At 55.4% G+C, this 15,004-nt stretch carries 13 protein-coding genes and 1 tRNA gene; 6 read left to right on the top strand and 8 right to left on the bottom strand.

Annotated features, from left to right (window positions below):
* The first annotated feature begins 7 nt into the window (after positions 1-7).
* Positions 8-2,062 (top strand): DNA helicase IV, encoded by a 2,055-nt coding sequence (helD, locus tag DCL27_RS10510; protein ID WP_035596967.1) that lies wholly within the window; start codon positions 8-10, stop codon positions 2,060-2,062.
* A 75-nt stretch (positions 2,063-2,137) separates the two neighbouring features.
* On the opposite strand, the gene DCL27_RS10505 is transcribed toward helD, so the two are convergent.
* Together DCL27_RS10505 and DCL27_RS10500 are read right to left on the bottom strand one after the other, a co-directional pair.
* On the bottom strand, positions 2,138-2,596 hold the full coding sequence (locus tag DCL27_RS10505) for a methylglyoxal synthase (protein ID WP_005292907.1): 459 nt from the start codon (positions 2,594-2,596) through the stop codon (positions 2,138-2,140).
* Between the two features lie 110 nt (positions 2,597-2,706).
* Positions 2,707-3,198 carry a YccT family protein gene (locus DCL27_RS10500; RefSeq protein WP_005284431.1) on the bottom strand — a complete coding sequence of 164 codons (492 nt, stop codon included), beginning with the start codon at positions 3,196-3,198 and terminating at the stop codon, positions 2,707-2,709.
* Between the two features lie 192 nt (positions 3,199-3,390).
* On the opposite strand from DCL27_RS10500, the gene DCL27_RS10495 reads away from it, so the two are divergent.
* Positions 3,391-3,813: a CoA-binding protein gene (locus tag DCL27_RS10495; RefSeq protein ID WP_035596970.1), complete on the top strand. Its 423-nt coding sequence runs from the start codon at positions 3,391-3,393 to the stop codon at positions 3,811-3,813.
* 36 nt (positions 3,814-3,849) lie between these two features.
* On the opposite strand, the gene hspQ is transcribed toward DCL27_RS10495, so the two are convergent.
* A complete protein-coding gene (hspQ, locus tag DCL27_RS10490; RefSeq protein ID WP_005284439.1) occupies positions 3,850-4,170 on the bottom strand; it encodes a heat shock protein HspQ in 321 nt (106 codons plus the stop codon).
* Between the two features lie 109 nt (positions 4,171-4,279).
* Positions 4,280-5,458 carry a 23S rRNA (cytosine(1962)-C(5))-methyltransferase RlmI gene (rlmI, locus tag DCL27_RS10485; RefSeq protein ID WP_172460015.1) on the bottom strand — a complete coding sequence of 393 codons (1,179 nt, stop codon included), beginning with the start codon at positions 5,456-5,458 and terminating at the stop codon, positions 4,280-4,282.
* A 200-nt stretch (positions 5,459-5,658) separates the two neighbouring features.
* Here rlmI and yccX point away from each other — a divergent pair, with 200 nt between their 5' ends.
* Positions 5,659-5,937: an acylphosphatase gene (gene yccX, locus DCL27_RS10480; protein ID WP_005292910.1), complete on the top strand. Its 279-nt coding sequence runs from the start codon at positions 5,659-5,661 to the stop codon at positions 5,935-5,937.
* A gap of 37 nt (positions 5,938-5,974) precedes the next feature.
* Here yccX and tusE read toward each other — a convergent pair whose 3' ends face one another.
* Both tusE and yccA read right to left on the bottom strand, forming a co-directional pair.
* Positions 5,975-6,304 (bottom strand): sulfurtransferase TusE, encoded by a 330-nt coding sequence (tusE, locus tag DCL27_RS10475; protein WP_005284447.1) that lies wholly within the window; start codon positions 6,302-6,304, stop codon positions 5,975-5,977.
* Between the two features lie 122 nt (positions 6,305-6,426).
* Positions 6,427-7,089 (bottom strand): FtsH protease modulator YccA, encoded by a 663-nt coding sequence (yccA, locus tag DCL27_RS10470; RefSeq protein WP_005284449.1) that lies wholly within the window; start codon positions 7,087-7,089, stop codon positions 6,427-6,429.
* Between the two features lie 317 nt (positions 7,090-7,406).
* Here yccA and DCL27_RS10465 point away from each other — a divergent pair.
* Positions 7,407-7,494: transfer RNA gene (locus DCL27_RS10465), tRNA-Ser, on the top strand.
* A 159-nt stretch (positions 7,495-7,653) separates the two neighbouring features.
* Here DCL27_RS10465 and DCL27_RS10460 read toward each other — a convergent pair.
* Together DCL27_RS10460 and DCL27_RS10455 are read right to left on the bottom strand one after the other, a co-directional pair.
* Complete coding sequence (locus tag DCL27_RS10460; protein ID WP_035597481.1) at positions 7,654-8,295, bottom strand: LysE family transporter; 642 nt, start codon at positions 8,293-8,295, stop codon at positions 7,654-7,656.
* Positions 8,296-8,464: 169 nt separating this feature from the next.
* Entirely contained in the window at positions 8,465-9,754 is a 1,290-nt protein-coding gene (locus DCL27_RS10455) for an MFS transporter (RefSeq protein WP_005284466.1), read from the bottom strand.
* Between the two features lie 3,108 nt (positions 9,755-12,862).
* Between DCL27_RS10455 and arnB the strand changes: the two genes are divergently transcribed.
* Complete coding sequence (arnB, locus tag DCL27_RS10450) at positions 12,863-14,008, top strand: UDP-4-amino-4-deoxy-L-arabinose aminotransferase (protein ID WP_005284488.1); 1,146 nt, start codon at positions 12,863-12,865, stop codon at positions 14,006-14,008.
* A 15-nt stretch (positions 14,009-14,023) separates the two neighbouring features.
* Positions 14,024-15,004 carry an undecaprenyl-phosphate 4-deoxy-4-formamido-L-arabinose transferase gene (arnC, locus tag DCL27_RS10445; protein ID WP_005284490.1) on the top strand — a complete coding sequence of 327 codons (981 nt, stop codon included), beginning with the start codon at positions 14,024-14,026 and terminating at the stop codon, positions 15,002-15,004.

Genomic DNA, 15,004 nt, shown 5'->3' with positions numbered 1-15,004 from the left:
AGAGAGCATGGAACTCAGAGCCACCAAATTAGGGCAGCGCCTGGCGCAGCACCCTTATAACTGTGTGCGTATGCTGAACGCCGGCGTCGAGGTGAGCGGAGAGCGGCACCACTATCTGATCCCGTTCAACCAATTGATGGCACTGCGCTGCAAGCGTGGGTTGGTGTGGGGGGAGTTGGAGTTTGAGCTCCCCGATCAACGGGTGGTGCGCCTGCATGGCACCGACTGGCAGGAGACGCAACGCTTCTATCACCATCTGCGGCAAAGTTGGCAGGCGTGGAGTGAGGAGATGGCGCAGATCTGTGCCGAGGTGTTACAGGTGCAGTGTCAGGCACTGCAAGCCTTGAGCTCACGTGACGGTTGGTTGGGGCGCGACGAGCTGGAGCAGGCCGTCCAGGCGATCGCGGCGGCATTCCAAGCCTTGCCATTGCCGTGTGCCCGCTTGGCCGAGTTCCCCGTCTGTGCATCGTTGTATCACGACTGCTTAGCCTGGCGCGATGAGGGGGAGTCATTGCGCCAACAGCACAACCGCCAGTGGAGCCAACGTATGCTGAATGAGCAGGCGGACTTCTTCGCTCAGGTCGAGGCGCAGCCGCTTAATCCCAGCCAGGCGCTGGCGGTGGTCAATGGCGAGGCTAACGTGCTGGTGTTGGCGGGCGCGGGCAGCGGGAAGACCAGCGTGTTGTTGGCGCGCGTCGCCTGGCTGCTGCAGCGGGGACTGGCCGAGGGGCCACAGATCCTGTTGTTGGCCTTCGGTCGGCGAGCGGCGCAGGAAATGGCACAACGTCTACCCGCTTGTCCGGGGGGCGACTCGGTAGCGGCAAAGACTTTTCACGCGTTGGCATTACAGATCGTCGAACAGGCGGGGCGTAAGCCCGTACGCCTCTCACGCCTAGAGAGCGATCGTCAGGCACGTCATGACTTTTTACTCGCCGAGTGGTGCCTGCAGTGTGCAACCAAGAAGAGCCAGGCCAAGGGGTGGCGTCAATGGCTGGCGAGTCTGTTTGATGAGACACCGCTGGAGGAGGCTTTCTGGCAGGATAAGGCGCTACAGGCGCGCCTGGTGCCACGTCTGGCCTATTGGGTCGGATTACTGCGTGAACAGGGGGCGTCGCAGGCGGCGATGACGGCCTTGGCTCCCGAAGCATTGCGAGTGCCGTTTCAGCAGCAGTTGCGTCTGTTAGCGCCGTTGCTAAAGGCGTGGAAGGCGGAGTTGAAGCGGGAGGCAGCCCTTGATTTTCCGGCGTTGATCCAGCAGGCGTTAGCCCTGCTAGAGAAGGGGCGCTTTATCAGCCCGTGGAAACACATCCTGGTGGATGAGTTCCAGGATATCTCGCCGCAACGTGCCCGTCTGCTGGCGGCATTGCGTCGGCAGAATAGCCACAGTGCGCTGTTCGCCGTCGGCGATGACTGGCAGGCTATCTACCGCTTTAGCGGCGCCGCGCTGACGCTGACCACCGCCTTTCATCACCATTTCGGGGATGGCGAGTGTTGCCCGCTAGACACCACTTACCGTTTTAATCGCCGTATTGGCGAGATTGCCAATGGTTTCGTACAACAGAATCCGCATCAACTGAAGAAGTCGCTCACGAGCCTGTGCGCTGGCGAGCGCCAGGCGGTGACCCTGTTGCCGCAGGATCAACTGGAGGCGCTACTCGATAAGCTGAGCAGTTATGTGCGCGCCGAGGAGTCGATCCTGATTCTGGCACGTTATCATCATCTGCGCCCGGCATTGCTGGCGCGCGCGGCGACACGTTGGCCCGGGTTGGATCTGCGCTTCATGACGATCCACGCCAGTAAAGGGTGCGAGGCCGATTATGTCATCGTGCTCGGGTTGCATGAGGGGGATGACGGCTTTCCGGCGGCGACGCGGGAGAGCGTTATCGAGCAGGTGTTGCTGCCGGATGGCGAGGCATTCCCAGATGCCGAAGAGCGGCGTCTGCTGTATGTGGCGTTAACGCGAGCGCGTCGGCGGGTATGGTTGATGCAAGATCCCCAGCATCCTTCGCGCTTCGTCGCGCCGTTGCAGCGTCTCGGGGCGGTGGTGCGGCGTAAGCCTTAACATCGTCGTGGAAGGCACGCAGACGATACGTTGAGTTGGGAGAGGGCCTGCAGGCCCTCTCTGCATCGGGTCCGCTTAGATCAAGCGCTGGTTGAGATAACGCTGATAGTCGGGGATGGCGATCTCCACTTCACCGGCAAACATCGGCGAGCTGATGAGAAAGTCTGCCGTCGCGCGGTTGTTAGCCACCGGGATGTTCCAGACGGTCGCCAGGCGCAGCAACGCTTTGACATCGGGATCGTGCGGGACGGCATTGAGGGGATCCCAAAAGAAGATCAGCATGTCGATCTTGCCTTCGGCGATCAGGGCGCCAACCTGCTGATCTCCCCCCATCGGGCCGCTCATCATACAGTTGACCGGAATGCCACTGGCCTTCTGGATCAGATTCCCGGTGGTACCGGTCGCGAAGAGTTGGTGCTGGCTGAGCTGAGCCTTATTGTGTGTAACCCACTCCAGCAGCGCCTGTTTACGGTGATCGTGCGCCACCAAGGCGATGCGCTTATGGTTGGGGAGGGTGCGGGTCGTCATTTCCATGCTATTGGCCTTCATTAAAAAAGAGTGTCAAAACAAGGGAGCGCTACACCATAGCAGGGTCGGGTGCCGAGTGTCGCGATACGGCGCAAGAAAATGGTGACACCCGGGTATTAGGGCGCCAGCGTGGGCAACGCGGCGTTGGCGTTACTGTGATTATAGCGCCGCAGTAATTGGCGATACCCTTCCGCGTCGGCCGCGCCGGATTCGAGGACATCGGCCCGAAACTCGAGCGGAATGCCGCGATGGTTGAGTAACTCGAAGCTCTGCGTCTGCTCTAACTGTTGGATGTCGTGATCATTGCCCAGGCGGGGGAGCTTGATGGTGACCGAGGTGGCGTCGCGGGTATCGAACAGCGCCAGCAGGGGCGCGGAATAGTGCGCTTGCCCGTTTGGTATAAAGGGTTTGGCGACGCGGAATAAGACCTGGTGAGTGCCGCTATCTAGCTCCAGGCTGTTAGCGCTCTTGAACAGCGCCGTCGGTAGTGGTTGGCCGTCGAGCGCCAGCAATTCAACATCGCTGCCAAACTTCAGCGTGGTCGCTGACAGGGGGGAGCAAAACAGCAGCGCACCGCCAATCAATGCCAGTAAAACACGTTGTCGCATGGGATCCTCAAACTTGCTCGGACGAAGCGCGTGTGGCTATCGCGGCGAGACGGAAAGCAAAATGCGCAGGGCGCCTTCTTTGTAACATATTTTTACATTATACGGGTGGTAGCGGCACCGCGTCAAAAAACCTTTGTCATCCGCCGGCCGAGTTCTATGCTGAGGAAGAGCCTTTTTGCTTAGGAGTTTGAAATGGAAGATGAAGCGCTAACGCAGATTTTACGTCGAGTGCGGCATATCGCCCTGGTGGGGGCCAGTGATAAGCCGGAGCGGGCTAGTTATCGGGTGATGGCCTACTTGCTGGCGCAAGGGTATCGAGTCACGCCGATCAGCCCGAAATTAGCGGGTCAGACGCTGTTGGGGCAAAGGGTCTATGCGACCCTGGAAGAGGTGACGCAGCCGATCGATATGGTCGATGTTTTTCGTAACGCCGACGCGGCTTATGGCATCGCACAACAGGCGATCGCCGTCGGGGCCTCGGTCCTATGGTTACAGCTGGGGGTAATCAATCCCGAAGCGAGCGCTTTGGCGCAGGCGGCCGGGTTACAGGTCGTGATGGATCGTTGTCCGAAGATCGAGATCCCCCGTCTGGGTCTGGAGCGTGACGAGGCGTGAGGTAAAAAAGACCCCCGCCTGTGCGGGGGCGTCGGTTCAGTTTCTCAGGCGCGGTGCCTGCAGTTGGGCACGGATAGACTCGGCCAGATCGTCCATCGAAGGTTGTTCAGGATGTGAATCGTTACTTTCACCATCCAACTGCGCCTCCGCCAGATAGGTATGTACCGGACGCCCTTCGTCATCTTCCATCACCACGTGATACCACGGCGCGTGGCGTAACATCTCGTTGGCGCCCAAATCATCGGCCTCCGGGGTGTCGACTAAGGCATACTCGGGGTCAATGTCTATCACCACACCCAGCGAGCCTAACAGTTTGTGGCGTACCTGCTGCCCAATGCCGAATTTACTGGTAATCATATGACCTCCTTAGAAACCGCAACTTCTACCAACAAATATGTGGGTGGAAATCTCTGTTTCAAGCATGGCGTCATCGACTTGCGCCCCTTGCCGAGGCGCATCGCACGACTTAATCCATGACGCGGCAGGCAAAGCCTTTCAGGTAGAGCCCCTCTGGATAGCTGGCGATCACCGGGTGATCGGCGGCCTGACGATACTGCTCTATAAATTGTATATCACGTCCGGCATCGACGGCGGCATCGGCCAAAATTTTCTGGAACAGATCGGTGGGCATCAGTCCTGAGCAGGAGAAGGTCAACAACACGCCACCGGGGCGCAGCAGTTGCAGGGCCAGCATGTTGATATCTTTATAGCCGCGGCAGGCACCCGCCAGTTGGCTCTTATTCTCGACGAACTTTGGCGGATCCATCACGATCAGGTCGAAGGTTTTTCCTTCATCGCGATAGCGGCGTAGCAACTGGAATACGTCATCGCGTAGGAATTCGGCGCGCGCGAGATCCAGGCCGTTCAGCTCGACATTCTGACGGGCGATATCGAGCGCCGCTTGTGAGGTATCCACGCTGGTTACCTGGGCGCAACCGCCCATCAGTGCCGAGATGGCGAAGGCGCCGGTGTAAGAGAAGCAGTTGAGGACGTGAGCGTCACGGGCGAAGCGACGCGCCGCCAACCGGCTGTCGCGCTGGTCGAGGTAGAAGCCCGTCTTATGCCCCCCCTTAATATCGACCAGGATTTGCATACCGTGTTCGCGGATGGGCAGCAGGTCGGGCGGCAGCTCACCGCTGATCGGCCCCTGGGTCAGCGGCAGGCCCTCTTTCTTGCGCACGGCCACGTCAGAACGGTCATAGATGGCGCACTGAGGATAACAGGTGTGCAGTGCGGCCAATAGGGTAGCGCGTTGGTATTCGGCACCGGCAGAGAGCAGTTGTAGCACCAGGGTATTCTGGAAGCGGTCGATGGTGATCCCCGGCATGCCGTCTGACTCACCGGCGATCAGGCGATAGCCCGTCAGATCGTCACGCTCTGCCAGCCAGTCGCGCCAGCGTTGGGCCTGCTGTAGACGGCGTTCGAAGAAGGCTTGATCGATACGTTCGTCGCGGTTGAAGCTCCAGACTCTCGCCCGGATCTGCGATTGGGGCGAGTAGGCGGCGTGAGCCAGCCATTTCCCTTGGTGATCGCAGATATCCAGCGTCTCACCGCTGGCGGCATTCCCTTCGATGCGAGCCACCGCGCCAGAGAAAACCCAGGGATGGCGGCGGAGTAAGGACTTTTCGCGTCCTTTAGCGAGGATTAAACGGGCCAAAATTCACCTTCAATATACAGTTATGGAAGCGGCGGGCGGCTATCATAGCCGAATGTCGGCGCCGTCACTACCTCTGGCGGCGCCGAGGCGGACAGGGGGCCTATGATAGACTAGGCTGTTAGCAGCGGTGAGGCTGTTATCGTAGCGGTGGTCTCGCCGAGAAGAAGGATACGAGGGGAGGAGCGACGATGGCGACACAATGTGTGGCAGCCTACATCAGCGGCTGTGTGCAAGGCGTGGGTTTCCGTTATGCGACCCAGCGCCAGGCGGTGGCGTTAGGGGTAACCGGATATGCCCTCAATCTGGACGATGGTCGGGTCGAGGTGTTAGCCGAGGGGGAGGAGAGTGCCGTGGCGCGCCTGTTACAGTGGCTGGTGGACGGGGGACCGCGTCATGCGCGGATCGAACATGTCGTGACGGAACCCCGTCCGCGGCAACATTTCTCGGCGTTTACCATCCGTTATTGAGCGGAGAGCCCGATCGTCTGCGCGGTGTGGCCGACGATCAGATACATTTTACCGGTTTGGGTAAGCCAGCAATTTTGGTCGCTTGCTTGGCGGGCCCCTTGGGGAAGAGGCGATACAGGTAGCGGCTGTTGCCTTTCTCCTCGCCATACTTCTGCGTCATCGCCTTCACCAGCATGCGGATGGCCGGTGAGGTGTTAAACGTTTGGTAAAACTCACGGACGAAGCGAACCACCTCCCAGTGGGCTTCGCTTAGGGTGATCCCCTCCTGCTGAGCCAGCAGCTCGGCTAGCGCCTCACTCCACTCCTGACTATTGAGCAAATATCCCTGGGCGTCGGTCTCGATGCTACGGCCGTCAAACTCTAACATGACAAAATAATCCTAACAGGCAAACAGCGCCTCAGTGTATCTCAGCTGTCGGTCTGCGCCAAATAGGGAAAAACAAAAGCCCCGCTTAGGCGGGGCTGGATAGGCTATCTCTCGAGGCGCGATCAGTTGCTACGCGCGAAGCCCAGCAGGCTGAGTAAGCTGATGAACAGGTTATACAGCGAGACATACAGGCCGACGGTAGCGCGGATGTAGTTGGTCTCACCGCCGTGAATGATATTGCTGGTCTCCCACAGGATGGCACCGGTAGAGAACAGGATAAACAGGGCGCTGATGGCCAGTGACAGCGCGGGCAGTTGCAGGAACAGATTGGCGACGACCGCCAGCAGCAGCACCACGAAGCCAGCCATCATCATCCCGGAAAGGAATGACATGTCTTTACGTGTGGTCAGCACATAGGCCGAGCAGCAGAAGAAGACCAGCGCGGTGCCGCCCAGCGCCAGCATGATCAGATCACCGGCGCCACTGGCGATGAAGGAGCTGAGAATCGGCCCTAGGGTATAGCCCATAAAACCGGTTAAGGCGAAGACGGCCAGGATCCCCGCCGGGCGATCGGCCAGGCGATAGGTCAGAAACATCAGACCATAGAAGCCGACCAGCATCAGTAACAGGCCGGGGGCCGGTAGCATCAGCACGGTGCTTGCGGTAGCGGTGAGGGCAGAGAAGGCCAACGTCAGCGCTAAGAGGAAATAGGTATTACGCAGGACCTTATGGGTACTCAGTAACGAACTGCGCGCAGAGGTAGAAGAAACGACAATACGATCCATACGGAGACTCTCTTGTTGTGTTATCGATAGGGGAAAGGGATAACCCAGCGTCGTTGGTGATGGCAACCATCCTTGCCGGTCACGCGTCTTGTCATCCCATAACCCAACATAAAATATAAGGAGAGGGGAGGAAAGCGAGAAGACGTTTTACCCATCTTTACGCATTTTCGTGCCGGCTGTACGGTGTATCCGGTTGTTTTTTGGCGCGATTGCACAAAAAGAGATCGAACGATAACGCGGTTGTCGATTTTGCCAGCACTCGCACCGCGGCAGACTTTACAAGGCATCTCCGGCTGGCTATAGTCTTCCCCATCAACGGAGGAGTGGCTGAGTGGTTTAAGGCAGCGGTCTTGAAAACCGTCGAGTGTAACAGCTCCTAGAGTTCGAATCTCTACTCCTCCGCCAAATTCTAAGGCCCCGCTAGGTAACTAGCGGGGCCTTTTTCGTTGCATCGCTTTTCCCGCTACGGCTCTGGTGAGATCGCCGGCGAGCTTGATGTCTCTTCTACATCGGTTGTGCGCAGTTATTTCCCCCGATCTCTTTGTTTGTCGCCCTCCACAGGCGTTAGCGCTGCGTCATGCTGGTGACCCCTTCATAGATCAATCTGAGTGCAAAGAGTCCGATGATGGCACCGATGAGGCGACTGGCAACATGCTGTATTCGCCCATAGGTGCGCCGTACCGCCGGTAAGGAGAACGCCTGGCTGAGGAATAAGCGCCAGAGGAGGGAGGAGATGACGATTCCGCCCCAGGCGGCGAGTCGCGCCCAAAGCGGGGTATCGGTACTGAGCGTCACCGAGAAGATACTGATAAAGAATAAGACAGTCTGTGGGTTCGACAGGTCGGTCAAGAGTCCTCGACGGAAGAATCTCCCCCAGGGTTCCGTGCGTGTGGGCTGCAGGGTGAGCAGCGGTAGCCTGGCTTGAGAGCGTACATTGCTCCAAGCGAACCAGAGTAGATAGACCCCCCCGCCGATCTTAATCAGCGCGAACAGTGTCTCGCACTGGCTGATCAGTGTCGCCAGGCCAAACAACCCTAACCCTGAGTAAAAGGCATCGCCGAGTGTGACCCCGAGCCCGGTCATCATACCGGCACGCCGCCCGGAGGCGAGGCTGGTCTGCACGACGACAAAGAGGTTGGCGCCAGGATTGAAGAAGGTGAGGACAAAGAGGCTGACGGTGAGCACGATGGCATGTAACGGTTCCATAAACGACAGACTCATAAACGGACATAGTGTTACTTATAGCAAATTATTATCGCGCAGGCTTGCGTTGGGTCATCGATCGGCGGAGAGAGGAGGAAACTCCGCTTTCATCGCTAGGGATGTGGTAAGCGGAGCGTGACCAGCCAGGGGAGCCCTGGCTGGTGAGGGGAGATTACTTCGCGTTGCTGCGGTTATAGTGCTTGTCCATACCGATGATGCCGATGGTTAGCACGACGAGCAGAATAGCGATGGCACCCATTAGCATAAAGACACCGTTCCAAGAGTAGGCTTTTTCGATCAGGGCGATAGGCGCACCGGCCATCGCGGCACCGATATAGGTTACCCCTCCCTTCAGGCCAGTTGCGGCCCCGGCACCGTCGGCGTGTGAGGCTTCGATGATCCCCAGGGCAAACAGCATCTGCGGAGCGTAGATACCGGCGCCGATGATGAAGAAACAGATCGCGACCAAGTAATAATGCACATGGATGGTCAGGGCGACGCCGATCATGCCGCCGATTAAGACGAAGCTGTAGATGAGGATCGTCTTCCAACGGTCGGCGTTAAAGAATTTGTCGGAGATAATGCCCGAGGTTAAGCCGCCGAGAATGCCGCCGACCTCAAACCAGGCCACCAGCGAGTTTGATTTGACCAGATCCCAGCCCAGTTCCTTAACAAAATAGACGCTGACCCAGTCATTAGTGACGGTGCGGATGACATAAATACAGAGGTCGCCACCGATCGCCAGCCAGATGATGGGGTTATTGACGATATAGCGGGTGAACATCTGCCACATGCTCAAACCGCTTTCCGAACGTTTATTGATCGCCAGCTGTTTGCTGTCTTTCTTCCATTCGCCAACATTAGGCAGACCATATTTTTCCGGCTTCGCACGCATAAAGATAGCCGAAATGATCGCCTGTACGGCCGTGATCGCGGCCGGTACATAGAAGGCATAGCGCCAGTTACCGGTGTACTCGATAACCCCAGAGGCGATCAGCGGAGCCAAGGCGCCACCGACGTTATGGGAGGTATTCCAGAGTGAATACCAGCCGCCACGTTCGGACTTGGAGTACCATTGGCTGATTGCCTTAGCGATGGGCGGGAAGCCACAACCTTGCGCTACGGCGGTTAAGCAGTAGAGTGAGAGCAGCACGGTGACATTATTGGACATCCCGATGCCTACGTTAATCACCGCAACGACTAACAACACGGGCGCTAAGAATAACCGAGGGTTAATCCGGTCAGCTAATAAACCAGAGCTGAATTTTGAGATGCCATACAGAATATAATAAATAGATGAAGCAGTACCGAACTGTACTGCGGTCATGCCAATATCCTGCATCAGCAATGGCGCTGCGGCGGCAAATGCTTTACGGGATATATACATCACGGTATAGGTAAGGAAAGTGGTGATGATAATTTGCCAGCGTAATTTCTTATAGATTTTATCTATATTATTCATTATTGGTACACCATGTGAGCAAGGCGGCGTAAACACGTCATAAAAAAAGCACGGACTAAAATAGAGCCAGTGCAGCCTGGTGGTTCGATACATGCCACAATTCTGTGGGTATGGGATAGGAACGCGGGGTATCTTGTCATGATCTAGGGGGGAGCGTCTAGCGCCAGGCGTAACAAATATCGGACAAAACAGCGCCAATTTGTATATAACTTGGTTTATTTGTTTCCATTTATATTTGTGTGAGTTCTATCATTTATCCGCGCGCTTCATTGCAGTAAAAGTAATCAGGCGTGGCGTAAAAGGTTTTTATTATTCTATTTTAGTTAACTGCATTACATCGTGGAAATAAGTATTGCAGATGGCGTTATTGGGTCACTGTACTTATTAAGTGATAGTCGCTAAATGTAATTATCCGCCTCATCGTCATGGTTATCGGCAGGCGATGATGAATGAAAAAATAGCCACCATGACTTCCTGGCTAATGTCAGTTACCCGTCACCGGTGTCATATCATCCCGTCGGCCGTGGGCTAGTTCTGGGCCTAGCTAGCGAGAACGGCTACGTGATCCGCACGTTTACCTTTAGGGTTTGGCGTGGGGACTGCTCCGAGGCTGAGTGGTGTGTGGCTTGACCTGAAGGCGGGCTGTTCGCTGTCGTGTGTCGGTAACCTGTTGCGGAGGCGAAGAGGATGAAATAGATGAAACAGCAGTGGGATAACAACGATGCAGATAGGGGGGCGCGTGTAGATAAGGGCGTGGCAATACGCTTGACGTGATCCTTTTTCACTGGACATGGCGTCATCGCAGAATAAATTTATCCACGGCGAGCTATCACGCGACGCCCTTACCACACCAAGTGAACCGGGAGGCTAATTTTAACGCCGCCGCCTGCGTGAACTGATCCGTGTTAATACTACTCCTGCTGATGCTTCGGCGGATGCCTTGGCTGATTATTGTCGTGCCCCAGTAGATAAGGCGGGGACGACAGGGATAACATTGGGAGATAAAACATCGCCCCCGTTTTTCCTTGGCGAGTCAGGAAAGAGGACGGTTGATATAAAAATAGTGTAGGTATTGTTAATATCGGAGCGTACTCCCCTTGAGACGCTCATCGAGATATAAATTGTTTCACTCTGGCGCGCTGAGAATAGAAATATATAGGGTAAGTGAGTTGGGCGCATCTGATGCTATCGATAATGTCGCTCGCAAATTATCGCCTCGTCATAAAATGGCGGCGGATTTTCCCGCGTGACGAGAATCTGACGCGGTATGCCGTGTCGCGTTGCGATATGTGATGGTGCGATACATCTGATATTAAGAGCCTATCCCATTAGGCAATTTTATTTGCCATGTTGGCTCTGGGTAATACTCATAAAAAACTTAACAACGTGTCGAATGCTCTTCAGGGCGGCGTGAAGGGTGAGCGAGGCGAATAATTCTCAGGGACGGCGTGTATGCTCCGCTTATGGCGTGCTGTCCGTGTCCAAACTGGCGGCAACACTACACATCTACTGGGATAGGTTCTAAGAGGGGTCCATACCGCTAACGAGGTTAATTCAGGGAAAAGTGAGTAGCGCGACGCGTAGTGTTGGGCTCTTGCTCAAACAGATAGCATGTTATTGGTCTATTACGCACTTAGCGTGTTGTGAGTCTCTCGCCGATGGTGGGGGCGGTTACGATCCCTGAGTGCTGGTGGCACGGTATGAGGTATTCGGTCATAAACAGATTATCTCTATCGATAATCGATGGGGAGTGAGGCGTATGCCGATGCGAGGGTACCCGGTAGGAGAGTTCGGCTCAATGGGAAATATATCGCCACGCAGGCTGATTGGGGACTTATGGCGGAGGCTTCTGTCGAGCTTTTTCATCGATAGAGCGATTTATCGCGCTATTACCGTTGGCGATGATCTCTATATTATCACGCTATCGTCTACAGATATTGGGACGCTTTGGTGGCAGCAAGATAGTCGCCGTATGCTCCGTTAACCCTGTGTTAGCAGGTTGCATCGGGGAATTACCCTCGGGGTGTTTATCCTTTGCGAACGGAGTGATTCGATTTACTTGATTGTTTTTTATCGTGAAATTGTTAATGCCCGCGTGGTTATCGCTACGGTGTCATAACCATCTCGGCAGCAGCCGGCTGGCTGAACGCGCAGCGCTATCTACACGTCGCGTTGTGTTAGTGCCTATTTTTTGAGGTCAGCAGCGTAAAAGCGCGCTGGTATGGGTACACCTACGCTTCTCGGCTGAGACTGGCGTCACTCTGATGTGCTTTTATCATTATTCAGCACGATTAAGCATTATGGATATCAATATTTTTAGCTATGAGTCCGCGCATGACTGCGATCTCTATTCTTGGCTTGTTACTCGGTATGCGAGGGTGAGTTGCCGTTTGAAGCCGTGATAAAGATAAGTATCAGCGTATGCGAGCGCCTTATCTCTATTGAGAATCATTAACCTGCGCAGGAGAGGGGAAAGGTCGACTCGCCATCATCACGGAGGAAATCACCTCCACGGTAGAGATAACCGTTGGCATTGGCTTATTGAATATAATTTTATCGCATACTATACGATGAAAAATAGATGTCGTAACTATACTTATTATTGCGTTTCCCTCCCATGCTCGTAGTGGAACGCAGGTGAGAATGCTTTACCGCTGATGGCAAAATAACCGCCTCTCCCTTAAAGGAAAACGGAGATATAAAAAATAGTATGACGGATCTCACTTATTAATAGATTGGTTTGCATATTGTTACTGAATGCTGGAGATTGGCGATTCCCTTTCTCTGTGGGATGGGTTAATCAATACTTTTTTAATCTGGTGACGGCTAGCTTGAAATGTATAGACCTATCCCCGCGTAGGTCGCGAATAGCTTAGAGGTAAGTATGGTATGCCTAGGGAGGGGCGTCCATTGAGATCGCCATTTGGTTGTCGTAACGTTGAGGTTAGCGGGTTGAGATCGCCTATTTTCTTAATCTTGGTTTAAGAAAAGTGCGCTATGCTCAATCCAATTTCGGCGTTTCCCTGTGTGGGAATAACGTTATTTTATTGTCGTAATTTGAATAGAGATCACATTTTTCATTGCTGTTACTGATATGGGAACGTGTTAATGAAGGACTTTTTGCCATTCTCGAAACCGGCTATCGGTGAGGAAGAGATTGCTGCGGTAAGCGAGGTATTGCGTTCCGGTTGGATCACCACTGGCCCACAAAATCAGGCATTAGAGCAAGAGTTTTGTCAGGTCACCGGTGCCCGTCATGCTATCGCAGTCTGTTCGGCCACGGCGGGGATGCATGTGACGCTGATGGCGTTGGGGATCGGCCCCGGCGATGAGGTGATCACGCCGTCGATGACCTGGGTATCGACCCTGAATATCATCACGCTATTGGGCGCGACGCCGGTGATGATCGACGTGGACCGCGATACGTTGATGGTAACGCCGGAGGCCATCTCTGCCGCGATCACCCCCCGTACCAAGGCCATCATTCCGGTTCATTTCGCTGGGGCGCCGGTCGATCTCGACCCCATCCGGGCATTGGCCCAGCAGCAGGGTATCGCGTTGATCGAAGACGCCGCGCACGCCATCGGTACAACCTATCGTGGCGAGGCTATCGGCCAGCGTGGGACGGCCATTTTCTCGTTTCATGCCATTAAGAACGTGACTTGTGCCGAAGGCGGCATGGTGGTGACCGATGACGATCACCTCGCGGATCGGGTGCGTAGCTTGAAGTTTCACGGCTTGGGCGTGGATGCCTATGATCGTCAGACCCATGGCCGTGCGCCTCAAGCGGAGGTGGTGACGCCAGGGTATAAGTACAATCTGGCGGACATCAACGCCGCCATTGCGCGCGTCCAACTGCGCAAGCTGCCGGCGCTTAACGCGCAGCGCGCCAAGCTGGCCGACTACTATCTGCAGCAACTGGCGGCCCATGATTTGCCACTGTTGCCACTGAGTGCCCCGGCTTGGCCGCATCAACACGCTTGGCATCTCTTTATCGTCCGCTGTGATGCGGCGCGTTGTGGTATCGACCGCGATCAGCTGATGCAGGCCTTGAAGGCGCACAACATCGGTAGCGGATTGCATTTCCGTGCCGCCCATACGCAGAAATATTATCGTGAGACCTACCCTCAATTGCAGTTGCCGCAAACCGAATGGAATTCGCAGCGTATCTGTTCGTTGCCGTTATTTCCTGACATGAGTGAAGCGGATGTGGATAGGGTGATCGCGGCCTTAACGGCGATCCTTGGCGAGTAACGATTAGGTATAACAATGAGTGATTCTAAACCCATCAAGTTTGTATCGGTGGTGATCCCGGTTTATAACGAACAAGAGAGCCTGCCGGAGCTGTTGCGGCGTACCTTGGCCGCCTGTGATGCCATGGGTAAGCCTTATGAGGTGGTATTGGTCGATGACGGTAGCAGCGACGATTCAGCGGCGATGCTTTGTGAGGCGGCAGAGCGGCCGGGTAGCCCGGTGGTCGCGGTACTGCTTAATCGCAACTACGGTCAGCACTCCGCCATCATGGCGGGCTTTAGCCACGTCAAGGGGGATCTGGTGATCACCCTGGATGCGGATCTACAAAACCCGCCGGAAGAGATCCCGCGTCTGGTCGAGACCGCTGAACAAGGTGGCTATGACGTAGTCGGCACTATCCGCCAGAATCGTCAGGACAGTTGGTTCCGTAAGCGCGCCTCGCGCATGATCAATAGTCTGATCCAGCACACGACTGGTAAGAGCATGAGTGACTACGGCTGCATGTTACGCGCCTACCGTAGCAACATCATCAAAGCCATGCTGCACTGCCATGAGCGCAGCACCTTCATTCCTATTTTGGCTAACAGCTTCGCCCGCCGCACCATCGAGATCCCGGTGAAACACGCCGAGCGTGAGCATGGCGAATCTAAGTATGGCTTGATGAAGCTGATCAACCTGATGTACGACCTGGTGACTTGCCTGACCACGACGCCGCTAAGGGCATTGAGCATTTTTGGCAGCGTGATCGCGTTGTTGGGTTTCGCCTTCGCGGTGTTGTTGATCCTGATGCGTCTGACGCTCGGCCCGCAATGGGGTGCGGAAGGGGTGTTTACCCTGTTCGCCATACTGTTCATTTTCATCGGTGCGCAATTCGTCGGGATGGGGCTATTGGGTGAGTATATTGGCCGCATCTATAACGACGTGCGTGCTCGTCCCCGTTATTTTATTCAGAAAGTCGTTCAGACCACGTCGTCGAACGAAGAACAGGAAAAGTGA

This window comes from Edwardsiella tarda ATCC 15947 = NBRC 105688, assembly GCF_003113495.2.
Taxonomy (GTDB): Bacteria; Pseudomonadota; Gammaproteobacteria; order Enterobacterales; family Enterobacteriaceae; genus Edwardsiella; species Edwardsiella tarda.
Note: the sequence above shows the minus strand (reverse complement) of the source record. Positions and strands in the feature narration are given on the sequence as shown.